Below are 25,395 nucleotides of genomic sequence, written 5' to 3'. Positions count from 1 at the left end.
TGCATTTATTTGATAGAATTTATTATCAAAAAATCTCATCTTATAGTGAAATCATCGCAAGTTTAGGATTGGAAAAATGGACGTTTTAGATAAACTCTTGGCTTTTTCCCAAATTTCAGCAGGGCTCAACGTTAAATGCCAACTACAAGGTAAATGGCAGTTAGATAACCCGTATCAAGATAGACAAGCAGTAGCACATATTGTCAGCCAAGGCTCAGCTTATCTTTACCATAACGGAGAAACCATCCAGCTGAATCAAGGTGATATTGTCTTTTTTCCGAAATCCGCTGATCACGCCTTACGCAGCCAAATTGAGCCAGTTAGTGTAAAAACCGTGATTAACCAAGCCGAACTTGGTGGTTTCACCTTGGTGCAAAGCGGTAATACTCAATCAGAGTGCGATCTGTTTTGTCTCCATTTTCACTATGATAGCCAAGCGGATTTAATGGATAACTTACCTGAAATGCTAATTTTTAAAGCGACCGAAACGCCATTAAACGCGATTCTAAGCCTACTCCGACAAGAAGGCGATGATCCTGGTTTTGCCAGCAAATCAGTGGTAAATTCATTGGCACTCGTGATTTTAACCATGATTTTTCGCCAATATTTAACCCATCACGAGCGGGAAACAGTCGGCGTATTAAAAGCGTGGCAAGATACCCGCTTACGTCCGTTAATGCGTGAAATCTTACTTAATCCCGAGCTTTCGTGGCAAATTGAGGAAATGGCAGCGGTAATTCACATATCCCGTTCGCAGCTTATTCGTTTGTTTAACAAAAATTTGGGCGTTAGCCCCCACGCTTTTGTGCATAAAATGCGGTTACAAAAAGCCGCAATGTTGCTAAAAAGCCAGCCCGATTCGGTATTAAGTATTGCTCTAGCCTGTGGTTTTCAGTCTGAACCGCATTTTATTACCGCCTTTAAAAAAGCTTATGGCGAAACGCCAAGCCAATATCGGCAAAGTAAAATGGGGTAAGGAACTATATTAATCTTTGTTTTAATCACTCCACTAATCATCAAAGTAAAAGAACCATAACAGACTAATAATGTCTATTATGGCATCTTTTGGTAAGATTCTCAAAATTCAAGACAATTACCCGAAATATATGGTTACGATGAATTGACTTCATTAAGTATTACGTTTAAAGGTACGGAGTGTTTGAGCTAGTATTTTTTAAAAATTATCTTAAAAACAGGAAATGCTGCCTGAAAGTTTCAAACAGCATTAGAAACGCGAGGATTTAACATTCTAGATAATAATCTAATAATTCCTTATCAGTATACTCATTTAAGTGATACCTTTGATAAATATCCGATAATGTATTCTTACTATTAACTATTTTACTAAGAATTTCTTTTGATAATTCTAGCCTTAACAACCTATTAAATATTGACAACACCCACACATTTACTTTAAATGCATTACTATATAAAGAATAATCCAATGTTCTTGCTAAAGGTTTTCTTATAATTCTTGTTACTAAATGAATTATATTATCAAATCTAGATAATATCGAAATTTGCTCATCTTTAGGTAACTTAGAAAACAGATAGACAAATTCATCAGAAAATTTTCCCTCTGTTGTAGATTTGAAATAAACATGCCCGTGAATATTTTTAATTTCCATACTCCATACATTCTCTAAATCTTTAAACCAAAAATTCATTATTTGATTATAAGAAATAAGTTTTTGGCTTACCATCTCCTCAAGTACATATTCTAAAATCCAGCAATATCTATGGTATAACTTCCCTACTCTTCCTCTTAAAATACTTAAAAGATCTCCAAGCCGATCATCGCTCATGGTTCCACAAAACTCTATAGCCTTCAATAAAAATATGGTTTTGAATTCTTTGTTTCTAAATACAGATTCTTTTATAATCCATAAAAATATTTTAGCCTTATCTAGAACTGTATTATCGCTAATAATCTGACAAATTTTATATTCATCTATTTTATCTTCGAAAAATAATGAAATTATTTTAGAAACACCTATCCATTGAAGTAAATGATGATTGCTATTTAAAAGCATAACCCATTTATCTAGACATTCAAAATCACCACAAATATATCTTAATGCATCTGTAATTAATGCTCTCTGCCTTACATTTTTATTATCAAAATTAGATAAATGCTGTTCTAGCCAGTCTATAATAGATTTAGGGGAATAACACCACAAAAACTTAATTGCATAAAAATCACCAAATGAAATTTCATTTATTTCATATTGAAATACTCGTTCTGGGTATTCATTACACATTAGCCTATCAAAACTCATTGCTATATAGCTGCTTAGATCTAGCACTGTATTTCGATGCCTGAGTGGTAATGAATTCTTCCTTGTAGGCTCTAGATAAGATAATAATTTATCTGCTAATGTATTTGATATATTGGGATTTACTATTTCGTAATAATATCTATCAACAGGGATATGAGCAAGCAAACACCCAAATGCATCCCATTCTTCTAAAAAATTCTCTGATGAAAATGAATCTCTGAAGAATTCTAATGGAATATCTGTATATTTTTCTCGGTGGGTTTCAAAATCTAACCCTAGAGCATTTAAATGTTCCTTTAATGTATCATTCGATAAATTTGCCAACTCTGGACTTTTCCACCATTTTGATAAGATCAATCCTAATTTAGGGTATTGATAAGGAGATTTTGTATCAAATGATTTTTTTCTTTTTTGGGTTTTAGATTGATAGGCTGTAGAATCAAAAATAGCTGGTTTATTACTTATATTTTGAGCTTGAATTAAGTCATCCATATAATAAAATATAGGGTATAGTATATTTAATGGAATTTCTGTAACTAATAATGGATTATTTTCATTAGCTTTTTGGATAGAGTTAGATAAATGATATCCCGCTAATGGTTTACCATTTTGCTCACGAATTAATATCATTCTATCATGTAACTTATCAAGTCCAATGACTTTTAGTTTCACACTACCGATTGCTTTAGCCCAATTCTCACATTGTCTAATTAAATTCTGAATTCTATTTTTCTTTTGTTCTGTTTCTGATGTAAAAATGATATAATTCCCAGAATAAGATCCTAATCGATTTAATAAGTTTACCCCTACGTTTTCCATGAAAGGATCAAACCAAGCAATTTGAGCATTAGGATGTTTATGTATAATTTTGCTCAACCATTTAACCAATTCTAGCCGACTTTCACCATTTAATGCTAATTTAGGGAAAAAGTGTGAATCAGCTGGATTTGGTAAAACTGTTTTTAGGTATCTGGTAATGTCAATATTAGAATCGAACCATGGATCTTTATTATCTTTACCAATTGAAAATTCAGAACGATGATTATTTAATCTTTCTATAGATGTAAAATTTTTGGCTTTATCTAAAGATGACTTTGGTAAGCCAGTTTCTAACCAAGGATCATTTTCTGTACTTGAGATATTTGATATTATATTACTTTGAAAACTGATTGTACGTACTAGTGTATGTCCTTCTTGGGCTAGTATAGTAACAGTAGAGCCATTTTTCTCAAATAATTCGAATGTGTAAGAGTTAAATAGTTCATTGTAATAATCATCTATATTAAATTCTAATTCAAATGGATATTTACTTACTTGAAACTCTTGTATTGACGTAAATAGCAAACTATCGCTATTAAAAATCTTTAATATGGCAACTAAAGAATATTCAGAGATTTCTTCAAAAATTTCCAATCTATTTTGCTTTTTTAGTTCTAAGTGAAATTTTCTTTTTTCTTGGTTGGTAAGACTCGGAGAGGAAAGAAATTCTATATCTCCAAACCTCCAAGCATCAATACCGTCTATATCTATATTTTCACCCTTTAACTTCTCATTAACCAACTCTAATATTTTTTTGCTTCTTAATACACCTAATATATTCCAATAATTTGTTTTATCTAATAAAGTAATTGCCGCACTATCATAGCTAGCTTCAGAGTTAGGACTAACTTTAGATGTATCCCAAACATAGTTATCTCTCGGAGGTAAATGCATAACAGGTCTAATGGAATATGGAGGTAAAAGCTTTAATGAATCAAAAACCTTTTGTTGTTTTTCACCTATATCAATTAAGATTTTATGGGATGCTTCTAAAAATGAATTTCCTTGAAGCAAGCTGGTAATGAATATGTTTAAATTTTCTGCAGACGTAGTAAGCTGTAAAGAAATAATTCTAGCTTTTAACTCCTCATCAATAGAAACCATTTTATTATGTTTAGATAAATCTGATGCCCACTGATTATTTTGGTAATCATATGCTAGCCCCCTTCCATACAGTAGTTGGTAATCTACTTGCGATTTCTCTTGTAACTCTAATATCCAAAATTGTAAACAAATGGCTTCATTACCATAAAATAAATTATGCATTCTTCTGTCACTAAGAATATGTTCATTAAATTCATTTAACATAATAATTTCCTTCTAATAATCTAATAGAATATCCAACATCATGATGCACAGTTACAGCAAATTTTTCCTTTCAGATATCGTATATTGTAGCAGCATATTTCAGATATTAACCTGTTGATAAATAAAAAGAGCAATGATGCATTTTATCAAGAAATAACAATCGAATGGGATAATATACAAAAACGCCGTTAGATCCCCTCAACGGCGTTTTGCAAATTTCCAGTCAATTTTGACCGCTTGTTAGCATTATTTAACCGCCTAACGCTTTCAAACCCACCGTCATATGCGTGCCATAAAACAAGGTTCTGGCAATCAATTCTCCTGCTACGATAAGCACAAAGCCTAATCCACTTAACAATACGCTCTGTTTTTTCAGGCTGATGAATACGGCTACCACGCCCACGGCAATCAAACCAAAACGAATAATACTATACGTCATATAGCCCGGCACGAGATCAAGGGCTTGGAATATCGCATTTTTGGTTTGGGCAAGGTGTTGGTAGTGGAAGAAAGTAACGACCAACGCAATCACTGCAAAGAGTGCTGCCAGTTTAGCAAATAGGACTTGCCCTGTTTCCACTTTTGCCAGTTGTAACAACACCACTGTTAAGGCTGAACCTGCAAGCAAGGCGGTTAAGCCGAAAGAGAGTGGGGTGAAAATGCTGTTCCACGTTGGCACGGTAGGGATCAGATAGAGTTTAGCCATTGCCCCAACGAACACCACGCCGCTCATTGCTACCACAATTCTACCCAATGTCGCCCAACCTTTCAGGAGCTTGCTTGAAATTAGGGCGATAAGGTTGGCTAAACTACTTACAAGCGGTAGTTTTACGCCATCTTTTTGCAAAAAGGCTGCTGTGGCTAATGCCCAATAACCTGCACCGAGCGCAAAGAAAATTGAGCCAGTGAAAATTTCGTTACTCAAATCAGAACTGCCCACGCGGTTTAAAGCGTTGAAAGCACGCTCAGGCGAACCTAAGTGAGTGGTGGAAGCGATAAAGCCTAATGCCATAAGCACCCATAAAATCACCATCACATAGTGTAAGCGGTTTTCTGCGATTTTGCCGTTTTGGGTGGCAAGCACAAAGCTTAATGCGATAAAACAGCCGATCACCGCCTGAGCAAAAACGGTGAAGAAAACCAGCGGTAATTCGTGTAATCCTGCACCCATTTTAGACCTCCTTCGGATTAGCTAAGAAACCGCCTTCAAAATCGGTCGGTTTGGCGTTGGTATTTAAGCGTAATGCCATATTCGGGTTGGTGTAGTGCGATGGTGGTAATGATGCAACATCTTTGATTTCGCCATACTTCTCACGCAGTTCATCCACCGGCAACAGATCTAACGCACGCAGTGGGCAAGATTCTACACATATGGGTTTTAAGCCCTGCTCTACACGCTCGAAACAGCCGTCACATTTGGTCATACGCCCTGTGCGTTGGTTGAATTGCGGCGCACCGTACGGGCAAGCCATTGAGCAGTATTGGCAGCCAATACAAACGTCTTGATTGACCACTACAAAGCCGTCTTCACGTTTGTGCATTGCTCCACTCGGGCAAACGCTGGCACAAGCCGGGTTGTCGCAGTGGTTGCAAGAGATGGAGAGATAGTAAGAGAACACATCTTGCGTCCACGCCTCACCTTCTTGTTTCCAGCCACCACCGCAGTATTCGTAAATACGGCGGAAACTGACATCAGGGGTTAAATCTTTGTAATCTTTACAGGCTAATTCGCAGGTTTTACACCCTGTGCAACGCTGTGAATCAATATAAAAGCCGTACTGTTTTTTACTCATTTTCTACCCCCTTACCCTTGTACTCGTTCAATTTGCACCAAGTTGGTGTGCTGCGGATTACCTTTTGACAGCGGTGATGGTCGTTGGGTGGTCAGCACATTAAAGCTACCGTTGTGATCGACCTTGTTGCCGTCCGGCATATACCACGCCCCTTCGCCCATTGCGGTGACACCCGGCATAATGCGTGGAGTCACGTTTGCCATCACACGGGTTTCGCCACGATCGTTGAAAATCCGTACCATATCGCCGTTTTTAATGCCACGTTTTTCAGCATCTAGTGGGTTGATCCACACCGACTGGCGAGAAGCCTGCTCTAACACATCCACGTTGGCATAAGTGGAATGCACACGAGATTTATAGTGGAAACCGACTAATTGCAGCGGGAACTGTTCACGTTTCGGGTCGTCCCAACCTTCAAATTGGCGAGCGTAAATCGGCAGTGGGCTAATCACATCACCTTCCGGTAATTCCCACGTTTCGGCAATTTTTGCCAAGCGTTCAGAGTAGATCTCAATTTTGCCTGACGGCGTTTCAAGCGGATTTGCCACCGGGTCTTGGCGGAATTTTTTGAACGCCACCATATGACCGGCAGGATCTTTCTGCTTGATAATGCCCCGTTCACGGAACTGTTCAAAGGTAATTTCTTTGAAAAATGGATTTTTCTCTTGGGTTTGCGCATAGAGATGGCGTAACCACTCTTCTTGGGTTCTACCTTCGGTGAAAATGTCTTTCACCCCCATTTTCTCCGCAATGCCCGACAGAATTTCATACACCGGTTTGCATTCAAACTGCGGTTCAATCGCTTTATCGGCAAAAATCACATAGCCCATATTACCTGCCGAGCCGTCCATACAGAAGTCTGCTTGCTCAGACGTGGTGCAGTCCGGCAGTAAAATATCCGCATATTTGGCGGTTGAAGTCATATGGTTATCAATCACCACCAACATTTCGAGTTTGCTTTCATCTTGCAGAATCTCGTGAGTGCGGTTGATGTCCGAGTGTTGGTTGATGATACAGTTGCCTGCGTAGTTCAAAATGAATTTAACGTTTTGATTGAGCTTTTCCGCTCCTTTCAAGCCGTCTTTGAGAGCCGTCATTTCTGCACCACGGGTAACTGCGTCTGTCCACATAAAGATTGGAATTTTCGCCGCAATCGGGTTTTTACCCACCGGCAAACGCACGAACGGCATTGTGTAGAACCCCTCACGGGAGCCGCTGTTCCCGCCGTTAATCCCCACATTCCCCGTCAAGCAAGCCAACATAGCAATCGCACGAGAGGCTTGTTCACCATTGGCGTGGCGTTGTGGACCCCAACCTTGGCAGATGTAAGCCGGTTTGGTCGTCCCAATTTCACGAGCTAATTCAATGATTTTATTTTTCGGAATGCCAGTAATTTTCTCCGCCCACTCAGGGGTTTTGGCTGTTTTATCATCGCCTTCACCTAAAATATAGGCTTTGTAGTGTCCGTTTGGTTTGGCTGATGCCGGCAAGGTTTTCTCGTCATAGCCGACACAATAGGTATCAAGGAAGGCTTGATCGACTAAGTTTTCGGTAATCATCACATATGCCATACCTTCGACTAACGCCGCATCTGTACCCGGACGAATCGGCACCCACTCGCCACGCCCTGCGATAGTGTCGTTATAACGTGGGTCGATCATAATAGTTTTGGCTTGTGAGCGTTCTTGGGCCTGTTGGTAGAGATAAGTTACCCCACCGCCGCTCATACGGGTTTCCGCCGGGTTGTTACCGAAATAGACCACCAATTTAGAGTTCTCAATATCGGTCGGGCTGTTAGCGGCGTTGCTGCCGTACATATACGGAATGGCTTCAAAAATTTGCGAATAGCTGTAAGTGCCGTGATGCCCGAGGCAACCGCCGATGCTGTTCATAAAACGGCTGGAAATGCTGCGTGGCGGCGGATAACTGGCGGCAACAGTTGCCCCAAGCGTGCCGGTCGCAAATGGAAGATACAAGGCTTCATTGCCGTATTGGGCAATAATGCGTTTTAAGTTTGCCGCAATCTCTTCAAACGCCTCGTCCCACGAAATGCGTTTAAATTTACCCTCGCCCCGTTTGCCGACCCGCTTCATCGGGTATTTCAAACGGTCAGGGTTATACACACGGCGACGCATTGACCGCCCCCTTGCACAGGCACGCACTTGGTGAAAATCGCCATAGACATCATCGCCCAAGTTGTCGGTTTCCACATATTTGATCACGCCGTCTTGAACGTGCATTCTGAGCGGACAACGGCTATGGCAATTGACTGTACACGCACTCCACACCAACTTCTCTTCACTCGGCTTGGCGGCTGGTTTGGTTTCGGCTTTGGCAATCGGAATTTGCACGCTGCTTGCCGCCAGTGCCATACCACCCACTGCCGCAGAGCCTTTGAGAAACTCCCGTCTGTTCACAGAAAGTGGTTGTTCTAATTTTTTCTGCATAGTTTCCCCCACAAAGAAAAAAGAATAAAAAATTATCAATACTATGCAGGTTTTGCTTTGGGTGGGCTTTGACAATGGTCAAATTTAGAGGGTAATGGAACTTTAAGGAAATAAGTTGAGACTTTTTGGTAGGAGTTAATATAGCAAGCGGTTAATTTCTTGCAAAATTTTGCAAAAAACAACCGCTTAATCGCTTATCTTCCATATAAATTAGAGTGTTAAGCTGATGTAATTATGCGGGCAAGCCGTTTTACATTCACCACAGCCATTACATTTTTCATTATCTAGCTGCATTTTTCGTGTTGTGGAATTAAACGAAAGAGCATTCGGTTTACAGGCAGTTTCGCAAAATAGGCATGATTGGTTGTGTTGTCGCACGCAAGAAAAATCAATGCTTGGGTGTAATGCAGTATCCGGCGGTACATTCAATGCTAATGCCTCCGTGGAACAGACATCAGCACATTTACCGCACAAATCACAGGCAGAAAAATTAATTTCAAGGCTAGCTTTACCTTCTTTAAGCCAAATTAAACCGTAGGGACAAGATGAAACGCAATCGCCACAGCCGTTGCACCGTTTTAAAAACAGTGGTTCGGCGACAGCAAAAGGTGGGCGAGCCGCGGCTCGTTTTAGCAACTCCGCCGTACTTTCTGCTTGTGCTTTTTTTCCTCCGCTGAATAATGAGCGAAATAAACCGCGGCGTGAAATGCGGTTATGCTCAAGATAGGCAGCATAATAGCGTTCGTCTTTCATTCAGTTTCTAGCTAATTTAACGATAAAGTTGCAATACAAGCGGTTGAATTTCCAAATTTTTTTGCCATTCTCTTAATAAACTCTCGGTTAATTTGCCTAAACCTTGATAGAACGGGTAGCTTTCAGCATTAAATAACTCAAAAAAGCGATACGCCCAAGGCAACAGATGCTCGGCAAAAAACGGTTTCAACAAATTCGGGTTGGCTTCAGCAAGGTAAGCAGCAAGCATTAACATTAATCCAATATGATCTTCCGGCTCATTTTGGTTGAGTGAAAAGGCAATTTGATTGTCACTCAAAAAGGTGCGTAAATGTAATAAACTGTCACCAAAAAGTACCGATTCTTTATCCAAATATACCGAGCCCCAAGGCGCAGCAGGCAACGCATTTGGCCCAATAAACAGGGCTAGATAAGCCTCATTCAACTGTTTTGAGGTAGCATTTTGCAAATTTTTCTGAATTTCTGACCGCTTGTTTTCACTTAAAAACAGGCATTCTGCCTGCCATTCGCCATTTTGCAATAATGCTACTAACAGCTGGTTTTGTTCAGTATTCGGCTCCGCATAAAATAACGAGCCTAAAATCCGTCCGAATTGGGCAATTTGCGTATATGAACTTTGCATTTATCTTCCCTACTTTAATTCTAAGATATTGGATTATTTTAATGCTTATTTAAACTTATTTTCTAGTTAAAGCTTACAACCAAGATCTTATTGTGTTGAAAATATTCCAAATACATCTTAGCGAGATTAAGGAGCCATTCTTACTGTTTTTCTTAAAAAATCATAATAAAATCGGAAATATCTAGTCAATTTGCTGCAAAAAAGCTATACTTTGCCGCCCTAAATTTTAGGTAACACGGCGTTTAGCCACATCAAACAGCTGCAATTTGGCAGCATCAACAACAAAATAGAGGTTTTCAATGTCAGCTCCAAATTCCGGAACTAACCCGGCACCGCTTGGCTTATGCGGTTTTGCCTTAACTACATTTTTATTAAGCTTAATCAACAACGGCACATTCAGTGGCGAGAACGTAGGCTTAGTGCTTGCAATGGGCTTCGCTTTCGGCGGTACGGCTCAGATGATCGCAGGTATGTTCGAGTTTGCTAAAGGCAACACTTTCGGCTTCACTGCATTCACCAGCTACGGTGCGTTCTGGTGGTCATTTGCATTATTCAAAGTATTCTTCGCAGAAACCGTTTCAGCAGATTTCATCGGCTGGTACTTAGTGGCGTGGGGAACATTCACTTTAATGATGTTCATCGGCACTTTAACCAAACCACGTGCGTTACAAGCAATTTTCTTAAGCTTAACCATTACGTTCTACTTATTAGCTGCAGGCGATTTCACTCACAACAGTGCAATCACTCACATTGGTGGTAACTTCGGTTTATTAACTGCATTCTTAGCGTTCTACTTAGCGGCGGCAGACATCATCAACGAAAGCTTCGGCAGAACCGTATTACCAATCGGCGAACCGAAATAATTTTACATTTTTACCAATAGAAAAGGCTGAATGTTTATCGCATTCAGCCTTTTATTTTGCAAAAAACCAGAGAAAATCAACCGCTTGTTAGCTTTCTTTCTTTACTTTTTCACTTTCAATTTTTTCTACATCAACTTTTGCCATCGCTCCTTGAATGGTTTGTTGTATTTCAATAGAAATCAAGCTTCTTAGTAGTGCTTCGGTTTCTTGCACTTTTCTGATAACCAAGTTATCTTCAGTATCAAAGTAGCCTTGCTCTTTCAAACTGTTAGTGAATGTTGAAAAAATCGCTTTATCAAAGAACTCTGGTGCATTAATACCATGTAATACCGATAAACGTTGTGCAACAGAACTACTCTCTTTTTCTAAAGCTCCACGGCTAATGCTAGGCTGTTCTAGTAATACGCTCAAACTGATGTAGTAGCGTTGCAGAATTTCACGAATGCCCGCCGAATGTAATTGTAATGTACGGATGTGTGGTCGATTGATCATTAGCATATCACTTTCATTTTTGATCACACTTTGGCGAGTAAATTCAGAGATGATCTCCTCAACCTGCCTTACAACCTCTTCTGGTTTAAAATGTAAAAAGAGTTCTGCTTGTAAGAATGGGTAAATACGATTAACGGCTTGAATAACCAAATCTTTTGAAATTGCTTCATGATGTAACACAACACTTGCCACCAATGAAGGCAATACAAATAAGTGCTGTACATTATTACGATAATAAGTCATTAATACTGCCGATTCACGTTCTAGGCGAATTAACTCCCCAAAATTATCTTTCTCTACCACAACGCCGGAACGAGGTAATTGGATCACATGGTTGAGCATTTCTTCCGCACATTCAGTTGGCAAAGTCATATCTTTAGAATAAGGCACATTACTAAATAATTGTACATAACTTTCAATTTGCTCAATAAGTTGCTCACGACTTAATGCACGCTGACGAGAAGCCAATAACGCCGAACCGACTAAGTTTTTCGCATTCACCGCTGCCGCTTTGTTAATGTTCACCATTACTTGATTAGCAATATTATCCACCGCCTCATTTAACCATTTAGGACGATTATCTTCGACTGGTTCTTTCCATTCCGGGAAATGCTGATTTAGGTAGTTATTGACTTGAATCGGCTCACCAAAGTTAACATAGCCTTGACCTAAATTTTTCAGTTTTTTCAGCACACGCAAGACCAAACCAGCGTTTTCTTTCTCTTTCGCTGCTCCACGCAGCTCTTTGGCATAGGTGTCCACTTCCAAAACGTGCTCATAGCCGATATAAACCGGCACAATGCTTAATGGGCGGTTTAAACCACGTTGTAGAGCTTGCAAGGTCATCGACATCATTCCCGTTTTCGGCTCAAGTAAGCGACCGGTACGAGAACGTCCGCCCTCAATGAAATATTCCACTGAATAGCCACGGTAGAACAGCTCCGCTAAATATTCACGGAAAATGGTGGAATATAAGCGATTGCCTTTGAAAGTACGGCGAATAAAAAACGCTCCCCAGCTGCGGAAAATCGGGCCAGCCGGCCAGAAGTTGAGGTTGATCCCTGCGGCAATATGTGGCGGTACTAAGCCTTGGTGATAAAGCAAATAAGAAAGCAATAAATAGTCCATATGACTACGGTGGCACGGTACATAGACAATTTCGTGTCCTTCTAAAGCGAGTTTTCTCACACGATCTGCATTTTGTACATTAATGCCTTGATACAGCTTATTCCAAAGCCAGCTTAGTACACGATCAGCAACACGCAAACTATCGTGTTTTACATCAGCCGCAATCTCATGAATGATTTTCTCTGCTTCTTTGCGTGCTTTTTCAGGAGAAGATTTTTTCGCTTCTTCTGCAATTGCGGCTTGGATTACCTCTGAATTGAGAATTTTATTAAACATTGCTTCGCGATTAGGTAAACGAGGTCCCATTGCAGAATAACGTAATTTAGCAAAGTGCATTTTTGCCACACGGGCAATTTTTTGTGCAATTTTTTCATCTGCACCGTACTCAGTTACCATATAACGTAACGATACAGCTGGAGAGAAGCGGACAAAATTATCACGCCCAAACCAAACCATTGACATAAAACGCTGAAACGAGGTTAAAACTTGCAAATGGCGAGCATCTTCTTTGCCTGGTGCCCGTCCCCACAATACAGAAACAGGTAATAATTGCACATCTAAATCGGCATTCTCACGATGTAAATCTAAATAATGGTAGAAAAGTGATTCAGTTTCTATTTTCGCCCCTTTTGATTTGAAAAAACGTCTCCCTTCATCTAAAAACACATAACGAGGCAATGATTGTCCAGCAATCACATTTTCTTGAAGCGGATCAGGTAAATTCAAGGCTAAACAGTTCTTTTGTAAAATCAATAAGTCAGTTTGGGATGTATAAGGTAGGACATAAACAATAGGTTGTTCAAGGTTAAGTTCTAACTCACTGACTGGATGGGTGGGAATTGCTCTTGACTTCACTAAAAGTGAAAGCGGCAAATTTAAAAAAGAACGATAAAAATTTAATAAGCCAGACATATTAATATCCTTATAATGATTATTTTTGGAGGTCTAATCTCTAACCCATCGCATTCTACCACAATTTTTTACAGATTTTAGTGAAATTATTAGTTACAAAATGAAAAATACTGTATACAATATCAATATTTTATGTATATAAAGACAGTGAGGATAGATTAAATGCGTAAACACTTAACCGCCCGCCAACAAGAAATTTTTGATTTTGTTAAAAACCATATTGAAACAACTGGTATGCCACCAACCCGTGTAGAAATTGCACGAGAAATTGGGTTTAAATCCCCCAATGCAGCTGAAGAACATTTAAAAGCCTTAGCCCGTAAAGGTTATATTGAAATGCTTTCTGGTACTTCTCGTGGTATTCGTATTTTAGTTGAGGATGAAAACAAAGCTGCTAATGATGATGAAGGATTACCATTAATCGGCAAAGTAGCTGCGGGAACCCCAATCTTAGCGGTTGAACACGTTGAGAATCACTACCCTGTGAATGGTGGAATGTTTAACCCATCAGCGGATTATTTACTCAAAGTAAACGGCAATTCTATGGAAAAAATCGGCATTTTAGATGGTGATTTATTAGCAGTACATAAAACCAATACCGCTCGCAATGGTCAAGTAGTTGTAGCTCGTGTGAATGATGAAGTAACCGTAAAACGTTTAGAGAAAAAAGGTGACTTAATTTACTTACACCCTGAAAATGATGAGTTAAAGCCAATTGTGGTTAATCCAAGCCAAGAATATATTGAGATTGAAGGCATTGCTGTTGGCGTTATTCGTAGCAATGCGTGGATGTAACGTTGCAAAGTAGATTCTTCAGACTACCCAATAATACTAATTGCAAAAAGTCATTAAAAAACGACCGCTTGTCTATTAAATTCTCTATGAGCGATTATTCTCTTACCTGCATTCCTCAAACTGAACAGGAACTGTTAACCAAAGCACAATGGTTAGCAGGTTTTACCTTAGGCGAGATTGCAGAAATGCTGAATATTCCTGTTCCACCCGATCTCAAACGAGACAAAGGCTGGGTAGGAACACTAATTGAAACTGCACTTGGAGCAAAGGCGGGAAGCAAACCCGAGCAAGATTTTTCACATTTCGGTATTGAGCTTAAAACTATCCCCATTAATCAAAAAGGCTTACCGCTAGAAACCACTTTCGTAAGCCTTGCACCACTCACCCAAAATAATGGCATTACTTGGGAAAGCTCACACGTTAAACATAAACTTTCTCGTGTATTATGGATTCCTATTGAAGGCGAACGGACTATTCCACTTTATCAACGCCATATCGGGCAAGCGATTTTATGGTCGCCTACATTTGAACAAGAATTCCAATTAAAACGTGATTGGGAAGAGTTGATGGAAATGATTGTGTTAGGCAAACTTCACACAATTAATGCTAAACACGGCGAAGTCTTACAACTTAGACCCAAAGGTAGAAATAATCGCTCTGTAACCTCTGCCATCAATGCAGATGGCGAACGAGTTCAATCACTGCCTTTAGGCTTTTATTTACGCAAACAATTCACAGCGGAAATTTTACAAAACTTTTTACATTCCCCTCTTTAATTTCGCTTCCATTCTCTATAAGATGTCACCTTTCTTTGTATAGAAAAAAAGCAATTCCCTATTTTTAAAAGGACATTTTATGTTTGATTGGATTACAAATCCTGAAGCTTGGATAGCACTCGTTACGCTAACTGGGCTTGAAATTGTGCTCGGTATCGATAATATTATTGTTATCAGTATTTTAGTTTCTCGCCTGCCGATTGAACAACGTCAATCTGCACGAATTATCGGCTTAGTTTTAGCAATGGGAACACGTATTTTATTGCTTCTTTCACTTGCGTGGATGATGAAATTAGTCACCCCACTTTTATATATTGCGAATAATGCAATCTCAGGCAGAGATTTAATTTTACTTATCGGTGGGCTTTTCCTGATTGTAAAAAGTTTGATGGAATTAAAAGAATCTATTTCAGCTCACTCGCATGAAGCAGAAACAACCTCACTCAAAAAAGCCAGCTTTTTGATAGTACTAACACAAATTGCTATTTTTGATGTAATTTTCTCACTTGATTCAGTCATTACTGCTGTTGCAATGGCTGATGATATTCCTGTGATGGTGATTGCCATTATGATTGCCGTTGGGGTAATGATGTTAGCAGCAAAAGTCATTGGCGACTTTGTAGATAACAACCCAACGATTAAAAATCTTGCCTTAGCATTCTTGATTTTAATTGGTGTGGTACTCGTTGGCGAAGCCTTTGATATTCATATTCCAAAAGCAGCAGTTTACACCGCAATGGGCTTCTCGGTTGTGGTTGAAATGCTCAATATCAAAATGCGTCGTAACCAAATAAAAGTGCAACAAATATAATTACTGAGCAATTCGTTAGCCCTTGATGAAAATCAAGGGCTTTTTAATGTACAATACAAGCGGTTTTATTTATCCGAATCTATCCGATTTTTTACAAATTATGCTACTTATTGATATTAAAGACAAAGAACTCCCTCAAGAAGAAGTAGAAATGCTAGAGCACCCATTGGTTTCTGGCTTAATTCTCTTCACTCGTAATTTTTATGATAAAGAACAAATTCAAGCTCTCGTAAAAGATATTCGCCAACGTGTGAAAAAGCCTTTATTGATCACCGTCGATCAAGAAGGCGGGCGTGTGCAACGTTTCCGTGAAGGTTTTACCAAGCTGCCTGCGATGCAATCTTTCAGCCAACTGGCAACTACTCAAGAAGAAGCAATGCAGCTTGCCAAAGAGAGTGGCTGGCTAATGGCAGCGGAAATGTTTGCACTAGACATTGATTTAAGTTTTGCCCCTGTTTTAGATTTAGGTCACGACTGCAAAGCAATTGGTGACCGTTCATTCGGACAAGAGCCGCAACACATTTTGCCGGTAGCCGAAGCCTTTATTGACGGAATGTTGGAGATGGGAATGGCAACTACGGGCAAGCATTTTCCTGGTCACGGGCACGTTTTAGCCGATTCACATTTAGAAACGCCATTTGATGATCGTCCGAAAGCCGAGATTTTCAGCCACGATATTCTGCCGTTTAAACAGCTTATTGCCAAAGGTAAACTTTCTGCGATTATGCCTGCTCACGTGGTTTACACCCAATGCGACAGCCAACCTGCTAGCGGTTCAAGCTACTGGCTCAAAGAGGTTTTACGCAAACAGCTTAATTTTAACGGCGTGATTTTCTCAGACGATCTTGGCATGAAAGGCGCTGGCTTTATGGGGAATTTTGTGGAACGTTCTGAAAAAGCGATTCAAGCCGGCTGCGATTTATTACTCCTTTGTAACGAGCCTGACGGCGTGGTGCAAGTGTTAGACGGGCTAAAATATCAACCCACTCAAGCTCAAAAAGAGCGTCATTTATCGTTGATGAAACGCAAGACAATGAGCTGGCGAGAACTGGAAAACAGCCCTCGCTATCAACAGGCTCAACGTGAACTTACTGCCTTGCAAAATAATTGGTTAGAGTGGAAAGCGGCGAATGTCTAATTTGTTGCATTGTTCGTATTTTGAGAATGGAGATTGCACCTCTTGCCAATGGATTGAGCAGCCGTATTCAAGCCAATTAGAAGAAAAAGAAAGTCATCTCAAGCGGTTAATTTCGCCTTTTATTTTGCAAAATAAAACCGAAATCTTACCGCTTGTTCGCTCGCCGATTTCACAGTTTCGCAATAAAGCGAAAATGGTGGTATCGGGGAGCGTGGAACGCCCGATCCTTGGCATTTTAAAAGATCAAAATGATGCTCAAAGCGGTATTGATTTAACGGGCTGCTTACTCTACCCGACTTCATTTTCGGCACTCTTCCCTATTCTCAAAGATTTTATCGCTCGAGCGGGCTTAGTTCCGTATAACATTGCCAAGAAAAAAGGTGAGCTGAAATATATTTTGATTACCGAAAGTCAATATAATCAATCATTGATGTTGCGTTTTGTGGTCAGAAGTGAAAGCAAACGCCCTTTGGTTGAACGAGAACTACCTGCTCTTTTAGAAAAATTGCCACCAAATTCTGTCGTCAGCCTCAATATTCAGCCGCAACACGCCGCCGTTTTAGAAGGAGAAACAGAGATTTTCTTAACAGATCAGAAAGTAATTGAAGAAGATTTTAACGGCGTTCCGCTATTTATTCGCCCGCAAGGCTTTTTCCAAACGAATCCTGAAGTTGCTAAGCAACTTTATAAAACCGCTCAAAGTTGGGTGGAAGATTTACCGATTGAGAAATTTTGGGATCTGTTCTGTGGTGTCGGCGGATTTGGTTTACATTGTGCAAAAGCATTGCGTGAGAAAAATCCAAATATGGAATTAACCGGCATTGAAATTTCAGTCTCTGCGATTGAAAGCGCAACCAAATCAGCAAATGCACTTGGCTTAAAAAATGTCAAATTTGCCTCACTCGATTCAGCACAATTTGCTTTAAACGAAACTGGTACGATTCCTGACTTGATCATCGTCAATCCACCCCGCCGAGGTATTGGCAAAGCACTTGCGGAATTTTTAAATCAACTTGGCTCGCCTTATTTGATTTATTCAAGTTGTAATGCGGTTTCAATGGCAGCAGATTTTGAATTGCTTACCGATTATGAATTACACAAAGTGCAACTTTTTGATATGTTTCCGCATACTTCACACTACGAAACACTGGCGTTTTTAGTCAAAAAATAGCCATTACAAGCGGGCAAATTTTTGCCGTTTTTTACAAAAATTGCTATAATCGCCAATAAAAATCGTCTTAGATCAAATTCGTGATAAATTCTTTGTCACAAGCGTGTTTTTTAAAAGACAAAAGCAGAAAATCGCTTTAATATATACCTATTCTTTTTTCTATTAACTCTCACATTAGAGGATATCAACAATGGCAAAAATTGTTAAAGTAATCGGTCGTGAAATCATCGACTCTCGTGGTAACCCAACTGTTGAAGCTGAAGTTCACTTAGAAGGTGGCTTTGTTGGTTTAGCAGCTGCTCCATCAGGTGCATCAACAGGTTCACGCGAAGCGTTAGAATTACGTGATGGCGATAAAGGTCGTTTCTTAGGTAAAGGCGTATTAAAAGCGGTTTCAGCAGTAAACAACGAAATTGCAAACGCACTTGTTGGAAAAGAAGGTACAGCACAAGCTGAAATCGACCAAATTATGATCGATTTAGACGGAACAGAAAACAAATCTAAATTCGGTGCAAACGCAATCTTAGCGGTATCTTTAGCAGCAGCGAAAGCAGCAGCAGCATCTAAAGGTTTACCACTTTACGCTTACATCGCAGAATTAAACGGTACTCCGGGCGTTTACTCTATGCCGTTACCAATGATGAACATCATCAACGGTGGTGAGCACGCAGACAACAACGTTGATATTCAAGAATTTATGATTCAACCGGTGGGTGCTTCAACATTAAAAGAAGCATTACGCATTGGTGCTGAAGTATTCCACAACTTAGCGAAAGTATTAAAAGCGAAAGGCTTAAATACAGCGGTGGGTGATGAAGGTGGTTTCGCACCAAACCTAGCTTCTAACGCTGATGCATTAGCGTGTATCAAAGAAGCAGTTGAGAAAGCAGGCTACGTTTTAGGTAAAGACGTCACTTTAGCGATGGACTGTGCATCTTCTGAGTTCTACGACAAAGAACGTAACGTGTACGATATGAAAGGCGAAGGTAAAACCTTCACTTCACAAGAGTTCACTCACTACTTAGAAGGCTTATGCAAAGAGTACCCAATCGTGTCTATCGAAGATGGTCAAGACGAGTCTGACTGGGAAGGTTTCGCATACCAAACTAAAGTATTAGGCGACAAAGTACAATTAGTAGGTGACGACTTATTCGTAACCAACACCAAAATCTTAGCGCGTGGTATCGAAAACGGTATCGCAAACTCTATCTTAATCAAATTCAACCAAATCGGTTCATTAACTGAAACGTTAGCAGCGATTAAGATGGCGAAAGATGCAGGTTACACCGCAGTAATCTCTCACCGTTCAGGCGAAACTGAAGATGCAACTATCGCTGATTTAGCAGTGGGTACAGCAGCAGGTCAAATCAAAACTGGTTCTATGAGCCGTTCTGACCGTGTAGCGAAATACAACCAATTAATCCGTATCGAAGAAGCATTAGAGCGTGCTGGTACACCGGCTCCGTTCAATGGTCGTAAAGAGATCAAAGGTCAAGCGTAATCGCTGATTAAATGTTGAAATGCCACTGAGAAATCGGTGGCATTTTGCTTATAAGGATAACTCAATGCTCTATTCTGTTTTAACCGATCATATTCTACTTAACGAGCCTTACCGCAACGGGGCTCATTCTACTCAGCACGAACATCTGGTCGTGATGTTTGAAATTGATGAAGAAACCGGCTATTTCTACGCAATGGATTTACATCAAACCGAGCAGCCTGTGGTGGACAGCCTTTTCGTTTTCCGCATTAGCGACATCGAACAAAACTCGCTACACGAGCCACGCGATTGGAAATCTGTTGGAGTGAGGACGGCTATCAAGCCTTTTTGCTGATTAACGGCTACCCTCACGCCGTTTTCGACTTCCGCCAATTTGTCGGCTACAACCACACCAAATTCCCCCATCCGGAACTCGGCAGTATGTGGGTACACAAAGAAACCACCAATGAGTTGGTGGAGAAATGGTTGGGTTAAACCCACATTTAATTCGGGCGTGCAACGCACGCCCAACTATTCATTATTCAGATAGGATCTCTTCAAACACCTCAATCCCTTTTATCCCTAAGGCGGTGGCTAAACCGACAAAATCTGCCCCAGCGGCTTTCATTCGTTCAAAGCCGGCTTTGTCGTTGACGCCACCAACACCAATCAGCTGTAGAGATTTCAGTGCAGGTTCTTGGTCTAACATTTGGCGTAGCGTATAAACATTCCCCAGCGAAAGGGCATGAATTGACGTGCCTGCCATACCGCCAACGCCGGTGCCAGCTTCGGAATTGAGTACCGCTTTATCGCCTTGCATTAACAGCGATGAGCCTAACGTGTTGGTGGAAGTAATAAAGCAAATTGGTAAATTTTTGCCATTTTCGACCGCTTGTAATAAGCCTTTAATCAGCTCATCATATTGGTTTTGGTAGGTAAATGGCGGAATTTTAATCCCAATCGGTAACGCATTTTCGCCTTGGTTCAGCTTTTCAAGGGTGGCTTGTAGAGCGTTTAAATAGGGTAACAGTTCTTCTGCAGAATATGCCGGTGAAATTTTCCCCGGAATGTTCGGGCAAGAGATGTTGATCTCCATCGCCAGTGGCATTTTCACCTCAGTTTGCAAGGCACAAATCTGCTCGTAGCATTCCCCCACTTCTTCCGGTGAGCCAAACACTGAAATAATGAATGGTTTATTGCTTTTTTCCCGTAATTCATCTGAAATGGTGCGAACAAAGCCTTTAGTTACCGCTAAGTTATTCGGGCTCAGTCCGATGGTATTGAGGCTGGAGGTTTGCTGTTGTGTGGCATTTCTTTCATTGACGCCAGCAACTTGTTGAGCCGTTGCATCAAACAGCACATATTGATTTTTCGCCCAATCATGTGGATATGGCTCTAACATAGAGGTGCGAGTCGTCACGGCTCCGGTATATTCACAAGCGTAAAGCTCACGCAGATTTTCTAATTCAGAACACCAAGGGCAAGGCGTATTGAGAAGCGGTGGGTTAAATTGTAATTTTTGCATCGTTTATTCCTTATATATCAATATAAACTCTTTGAGCGGTAGCGATTAATGGCTAGGCTCTTCCAATTTTTCTTTTGGCAACACGATATTCAGTACAATCGCCACAATCGCACACAAGCTGATTCCTTTGATTGAGAACTCGCCGATGTTGATCAACATACCACCGATCCCGAACGTCATTACCACCGAAGCAATGCAAAGATTGCGAGGCACGCTTAAATCCACTTTAGATTTCGTCAGTGTATTGATTCCCACCACGGCAACCGCACCGAATAGCAACATCATAATGCCACCCATTACAAAAGTTGGGATCGTTAAGAGAAATGCCCCAATTTTGCCGCAGAATGAGAACGCAATCGCCCAGCAAGCCGCCCAAGTCATAATTTTAGGGTTAAAGTTTTTGGTTAGCATTACCGCACCGGTTACTTCTGAATAGGTTGTATTTGGTGGGCCTCCTAATGCCGCTGCGGCAGAAGTTGCTAAACCATCACCTAATAACGTACGGTGTAGCCCTGGTTTTTTCATAAAATCTTTACCGGCAACCTGGCTGATTGCCATCACATCGCCCAAGTGTTCAACGGCTGGGGCAAGAGCAATCGGCAGTAGGTAGAAAATCGCCTCTAACTGAAATTCAGGGGCAGACACATTCGGCAAACTAAACCAAGCTGCCTCTGTCACTTTGGTGAAATCCACCAAGCCCATTGAGACCGATAAGAGATAGCCCACTGTAAGCCCTGCTAAAATCGGCACAAGTTTTAATAAACCTTTGGCAAATACCGCCACAATCAGGGTTGTGGCTAAGGTAATCATTGAAATCATCATTGCAGTATTAGGCTCAACATTCGGGGCTGATTTGCCAAGAGCCATATCCACCGCAACCGGAGCTAGTCCCAAGCCAATCACCATAATCACCGGCCCAATCACAATCGGAGGGAAGTATTTATGTAAAATACCAACACCTTTAAATTTCACTAGCGTAGATAGAGCAAAGTAAATAATACCAGTGCAAAGCAAAGCCCCCATTGTGACGGGGATTCCCCATTTTTGGACACCGAATTGAATAGGGGCAATGAAAGCGAAAGAAGAGGCGAGGAAAACAGGAACTTGGTGTTTGGTACATAATTGGAAAATGAGGGTGCCGACACCGGCAGAAAGAAGGGCTACATTGGGGTCAAGTCCGGTAATCAACGGAACTAACACTAACGCCCCAAATGCCACAAACAGCATTTGCAATCCTATAAACGCCTGCTTTGGCGAACTGATATTTTCTGTAGTCATTTGTTACTCTCTTTTTATGATCTGATACGCTACAACCATTGCGGTTACGCACTAAAAAGCCTACTTATTGCACAAGAGCAAACGTTTGCTGCAATCGTTTGCGAATTTTAGGCAAAATTTTTTTGCCGTTTGAGCGGCAAATCAAAATTTCAAGGGCTTTCATAAAAAGGAAAAGCCTTGAATTTTCATTCAAGACTTGGAATCGTATGCTTTAAATCGGCGGAATAATACCCATACTTCAAAAAGATGTCAAATAAAAATTTGCATTTTTTGTAACTTATTTTGCTGGTTCATTACCACCCCAACGCCCGATGAGTGACAACATCTCTCGCCATTTTACTATGTGACACGGCGAACAGCCCGAAATTTCTCAGCAACTGAAGCGGCAGCATTTCGCAAGAAAAAATCGAAATCAGACCGCTTGTAGCTTTCATCATTTGGTCTTGATCTTGCGAACGTTGACGTTCAAATTCGGCTAGCAGTGAAAATTCGCCAATATCCTTGCCCTGATTAAAGGCTTGAGCCACAAGCTCTGCTAGCGTGTACAAATCTCGCAAGCCGAGGTTAAAGCCTTGCCCTGCAACGGGGTGGAGCATTTGAGCAGCGTTGCCGACAATCGCCAAGCGGTGGTGAATATGGCTTTCGGCTTTTTGCAAAATTAGCGGATAAACAAACCGCTTGCTCACTCGCAAAAACTGCCCCAATTTCCAGCCAAATTGCTGCTGCAAGCGAGCCAAAAATTCGCTGTCCGGCAGCTGCATTAGCTCAGAGGCTTGCTCAGTACACCACACCAGCGACATCATCTTTCCGCTCAATGGCAACAAGGCAAAAGGGCCTTGCTCGGTGAAATATTCAAAGGCTTGGTTCTGGTGCGGCTCGTTCAGTTCCACATTAGCGATCACCGCAGACTGCCCATAATCTCGCACCGAGAGCGTTTCCACGCCGCACTGTTTGGCGACTTTAGATTGAATGCCGTCAGCGGCAACCAGCAAGGCACAACGCAGCCGCTCACCATTTTTTAACGTCAGCTCACAAGCTTCAAGCGAACGTTGAATTTCAACCACTTCGTTCGGGCAGAAGAGTTGAATATTGGCGTGTTTTTCAAGGCAAGCGGTTAATTTTTTGCCTAATTTTGCCAATTCCACCACCGCCCCAAGTTGCGGCAAATTCTGCTCGCTGGCTTTTAACGTGGCCTTGCCAAAATGCCCTTTATCCGCCACCTGAATTTGCTTGATTGACGTGGCAATTTCCTCAATTTCCGCCCCTAAATTGTTGCCCACAAGCGGTCTGATTTTCTGCATTTTTTGCAAACTGCCAAAAGCTAACGCAATGCTACGAGCATCAAAGCCGCCTTGTTGTTCATAATCCGGTAAGGATCTTTCGATAATCGCAATCGACATTTTGTGTTGGCTAAAACTGCTCAACGCCAACGCCAGCACCGAGCCGGTGACGGCTCCGCCGACAATCACCACATCAAATTGCTGCATTGTTTGCCTCACTTTGCTTCCACTCAAACGCATTCAGCAGAGAAAGCGGATAACGCTCGCCGCTTAAATAGTCTTTCAGCGATTGCACCACCAGCGGACTGCGTTCGCACTGCCCCTCTTGCTGAATATAGTGCTGAAATTCCGCCTCGCTCAACCAAAGGGCTTGGGTAATGTCCGCATCTTGCGGATTGGGATCAAGCCATTCCTCAAGCTCCACCGCAAATAGAAAACGGAGATATTCGATTTGGGTTCTTGGGGCTTGCCATTGGTAAATTTTTACCAGACTTGCCATTTCTGCCCGAATGCCGGTTTCCTCAAACAGTTCACGGCTCGCCCCTTCCAACAAGGTTTCCCCTTGCTCCAAATGCCCAGCCGGTTGGTTCAGCGTGCGTTTGCCGTACTCAATTTCTTCCACAAACAGAAATTTGCCCTTGCAATGCACCACGCATGCCATTGTTACGTTTGGTTTAAACATCAGATAACCTCAATCAGCGGTCTGTTTTCGTCCATTTCAAGCAATCGCCCAACATGGAAAAGCGACACATTCGCTGCTTTTGCAAGATCTTTCAATTTTTCGACCGCTTGTGGCTGAACCGCCACCAGCAATCCGCCCGAAGTTTGCGGATCGCACAAAATCGCTTTTTGTTCGTCCGTCATTGCTGAAATCAGATGACCGTAGCTATCAAAATTGCGAGTGGTTCCGCCCGGCACCGCCCCCAACGCAATGTATTCTTTCGTGCCGTCTAGGGTTTGAATATCGGCAAAATGCACTTCCGCCCGCAAATTCGAGCCTTGGCACACTTCGCTCAAATGCCCTAACAACCCGAAGCCCGTCACATCTGTCATTGCCGTCACTTCAGGTAGCTCGGAGAATTTCGCTCCAATCAAATTGATTTGGCACATCACCTCGCTTGCCAAATTTTGATGCTCAGGCTTCAGCAAGCCTTTTTTCTCAGCAGTGGTTAAAATGCCGATGCCGAGTGGCTTGGTGAGAAACAGCTCGCAACCGGCCACCGCAGACGCATTACGTTTCACACGTTCAGTCGGCACAATGCCGGTGACCGCCAAACCAAAAATCGGCTCGGGCGAATCAATCGAATGCCCGCCTGCCAAGGCAATGCCTGCCTGCTGGCAAGCAAAACGACCGCCATCCACAATTTGCTGAGCAACTTCCGCTGGCAATTTATTCACCGGGAAGCCCAAAATCGCAATCGCCATCAGCGGCTTGCCACCCATCGCATAAATATCGCTAATCGCATTGGCAGAGGCGATCCGCCCGAAATCGAAAGGATCGTCCACAATCGGCATAAAGAAATCCGTGGTGCTGATGATCGCCTGACCGTTGCCAAGATCATACACCGCCGCATCGTCCGCTGTTTCGTTGCCAACCAACAAATTCGGATCAACAAATTTCTCAAGTTGCGTTTGTAAAATTGTCCCTAACACCTTAGGAGAAATCTTACAACCTCAACCCGCCCCGTGGCTGAACTGGGTTAATCTAATCGGTTCAGACATTCC

General features: G+C 41.5%; 20 protein-coding genes and 1 pseudogene. 9 read left to right on the top strand and 12 right to left on the bottom strand.

What is annotated here, in order from left to right; all coding sequences use genetic code 11:
* Positions 1–76: 76 nt before the first annotated feature.
* A complete protein-coding gene (locus A6B40_RS09960; protein WP_025216952.1) occupies positions 77–976 on the top strand; it encodes a helix-turn-helix domain-containing protein in 900 nt (299 codons plus the stop codon).
* 265 nt (positions 977–1,241) lie between these two features.
* On the opposite strand, the gene A6B40_RS09955 is transcribed toward A6B40_RS09960, so the two are convergent.
* From A6B40_RS09955 to dmsD, 6 genes are all read right to left on the bottom strand, one after another.
* The gene (locus A6B40_RS09955) at positions 1,242–4,406 is read right to left on the bottom strand and encodes a VPA1262 family protein (protein WP_176672285.1); all 3,165 of its coding nucleotides are present in this window, start codon (positions 4,404–4,406) and stop codon (positions 1,242–1,244) included.
* A gap of 250 nt (positions 4,407–4,656) precedes the next feature.
* On the bottom strand, positions 4,657–5,577 hold the full coding sequence (locus A6B40_RS09950; protein ID WP_025216950.1) for a DmsC/YnfH family molybdoenzyme membrane anchor subunit: 921 nt from the start codon (positions 5,575–5,577) through the stop codon (positions 4,657–4,659).
* A 1-nt stretch (position 5,578) separates the two neighbouring features.
* Entirely contained in the window at positions 5,579–6,199 is a 621-nt protein-coding gene (locus A6B40_RS09945; protein WP_176672284.1) for a DMSO/selenate family reductase complex B subunit, read from the bottom strand.
* An 11-nt stretch (positions 6,200–6,210) separates the two neighbouring features.
* Positions 6,211–8,646: a DmsA/YnfE/YnfF family dimethyl sulfoxide reductase gene (locus tag A6B40_RS09940; RefSeq protein ID WP_176672283.1), complete on the bottom strand. Its 2,436-nt coding sequence runs from the start codon at positions 8,644–8,646 to the stop codon at positions 6,211–6,213.
* 210 nt (positions 8,647–8,856) lie between these two features.
* A complete protein-coding gene (gene napF / locus A6B40_RS09935; protein ID WP_176672282.1) occupies positions 8,857–9,399 on the bottom strand; it encodes a ferredoxin-type protein NapF in 543 nt (180 codons plus the stop codon).
* Positions 9,400–9,415: 16 nt separating this feature from the next.
* Positions 9,416–10,021 (bottom strand): Tat proofreading chaperone DmsD, encoded by a 606-nt coding sequence (gene dmsD, locus A6B40_RS09930; RefSeq protein ID WP_176672281.1) that lies wholly within the window; start codon positions 10,019–10,021, stop codon positions 9,416–9,418.
* A gap of 299 nt (positions 10,022–10,320) precedes the next feature.
* Here dmsD and A6B40_RS09925 point away from each other — a divergent pair, with 299 nt between their 5' ends.
* Complete coding sequence (locus A6B40_RS09925; protein ID WP_025216945.1) at positions 10,321–10,884, top strand: acetate uptake transporter; 564 nt, start codon at positions 10,321–10,323, stop codon at positions 10,882–10,884.
* Positions 10,885–10,971: 87 nt separating this feature from the next.
* Here A6B40_RS09925 and plsB read toward each other — a convergent pair whose 3' ends face one another.
* Positions 10,972–13,416 carry a glycerol-3-phosphate 1-O-acyltransferase PlsB gene (plsB, locus tag A6B40_RS09920; protein WP_176672280.1) on the bottom strand — a complete coding sequence of 815 codons (2,445 nt, stop codon included), beginning with the start codon at positions 13,414–13,416 and terminating at the stop codon, positions 10,972–10,974.
* A gap of 162 nt (positions 13,417–13,578) precedes the next feature.
* Here plsB and lexA point away from each other — a divergent pair, with 162 nt between their 5' ends.
* The 7 genes and pseudogenes from lexA (at position 13,579) to A6B40_RS09885 (ending at position 20,082) form a co-directional block, all read left to right on the top strand.
* On the top strand, positions 13,579–14,211 hold the full coding sequence (gene lexA, locus A6B40_RS09915; protein WP_025216943.1) for a transcriptional repressor LexA: 633 nt from the start codon (positions 13,579–13,581) through the stop codon (positions 14,209–14,211).
* An 86-nt stretch (positions 14,212–14,297) separates the two neighbouring features.
* The gene (mutH, locus tag A6B40_RS09910) at positions 14,298–14,987 is read left to right on the top strand and encodes a DNA mismatch repair endonuclease MutH (RefSeq protein ID WP_025216942.1); all 690 of its coding nucleotides are present in this window, start codon (positions 14,298–14,300) and stop codon (positions 14,985–14,987) included.
* Between the two features lie 79 nt (positions 14,988–15,066).
* Positions 15,067–15,798, top strand: coding sequence for a TerC family protein (locus A6B40_RS09905; protein WP_176672279.1), 732 nt, complete (start codon positions 15,067–15,069; stop codon positions 15,796–15,798).
* 100 nt (positions 15,799–15,898) lie between these two features.
* Positions 15,899–16,936, top strand: a complete 1,038-nt coding sequence (nagZ, locus tag A6B40_RS09900; RefSeq protein ID WP_176672349.1) for a beta-N-acetylhexosaminidase — start codon at positions 15,899–15,901, stop codon at positions 16,934–16,936.
* Positions 16,929–18,107, top strand: a complete 1,179-nt coding sequence (gene rlmC / locus A6B40_RS09895) for a 23S rRNA (uracil(747)-C(5))-methyltransferase RlmC (protein WP_176672278.1) — start codon at positions 16,929–16,931, stop codon at positions 18,105–18,107. Before nagZ ends, rlmC begins: the two co-directional genes overlap by 8 nt.
* A gap of 190 nt (positions 18,108–18,297) precedes the next feature.
* Positions 18,298–19,608 carry a phosphopyruvate hydratase gene (eno, locus tag A6B40_RS09890; RefSeq protein WP_176672277.1) on the top strand — a complete coding sequence of 437 codons (1,311 nt, stop codon included), beginning with the start codon at positions 18,298–18,300 and terminating at the stop codon, positions 19,606–19,608.
* A gap of 64 nt (positions 19,609–19,672) precedes the next feature.
* A pseudogene (locus A6B40_RS09885) lies at positions 19,673–20,082 on the top strand (DUF2251 domain-containing protein).
* Positions 20,083–20,125: 43 nt separating this feature from the next.
* On the opposite strand, the gene A6B40_RS09880 reads toward A6B40_RS09885, so the two are convergent.
* From A6B40_RS09880 to selD, 5 genes are all read right to left on the bottom strand, one after another.
* Entirely contained in the window at positions 20,126–21,112 is a 987-nt protein-coding gene (locus A6B40_RS09880; protein ID WP_176672276.1) for a dihydroorotate dehydrogenase, read from the bottom strand.
* Between the two features lie 45 nt (positions 21,113–21,157).
* A complete protein-coding gene (locus tag A6B40_RS09875; protein WP_176672275.1) occupies positions 21,158–22,390 on the bottom strand; it encodes a uracil-xanthine permease family protein in 1,233 nt (410 codons plus the stop codon).
* A 293-nt stretch (positions 22,391–22,683) separates the two neighbouring features.
* Positions 22,684–23,877, bottom strand: a complete 1,194-nt coding sequence (gene ubiH / locus A6B40_RS09870) for a 2-octaprenyl-6-methoxyphenyl hydroxylase (RefSeq protein WP_236966870.1) — start codon at positions 23,875–23,877, stop codon at positions 22,684–22,686.
* Entirely contained in the window at positions 23,864–24,352 is a 489-nt protein-coding gene (locus A6B40_RS09865; RefSeq protein WP_176672273.1) for an NUDIX hydrolase, read from the bottom strand. Before A6B40_RS09865 ends, ubiH begins: the two co-directional genes overlap by 14 nt.
* Entirely contained in the window at positions 24,352–25,392 is a 1,041-nt protein-coding gene (selD, locus tag A6B40_RS09860; RefSeq protein WP_176672272.1) for a selenide, water dikinase SelD, read from the bottom strand. The genes A6B40_RS09865 and selD overlap by 1 nt, the downstream gene beginning before the upstream one ends.
* Between the last annotated feature and the right edge of the window lie 3 nt (positions 25,393–25,395).

It is taken from the genome of Mannheimia varigena (assembly GCF_013377235.1).
Lineage (GTDB): Bacteria > Pseudomonadota > Gammaproteobacteria > Enterobacterales > Pasteurellaceae > Mannheimia > Mannheimia varigena.
The sequence above is the reverse complement of the archived record's forward strand: the minus strand, read 5'-3'. Positions and strand labels throughout refer to the sequence as shown.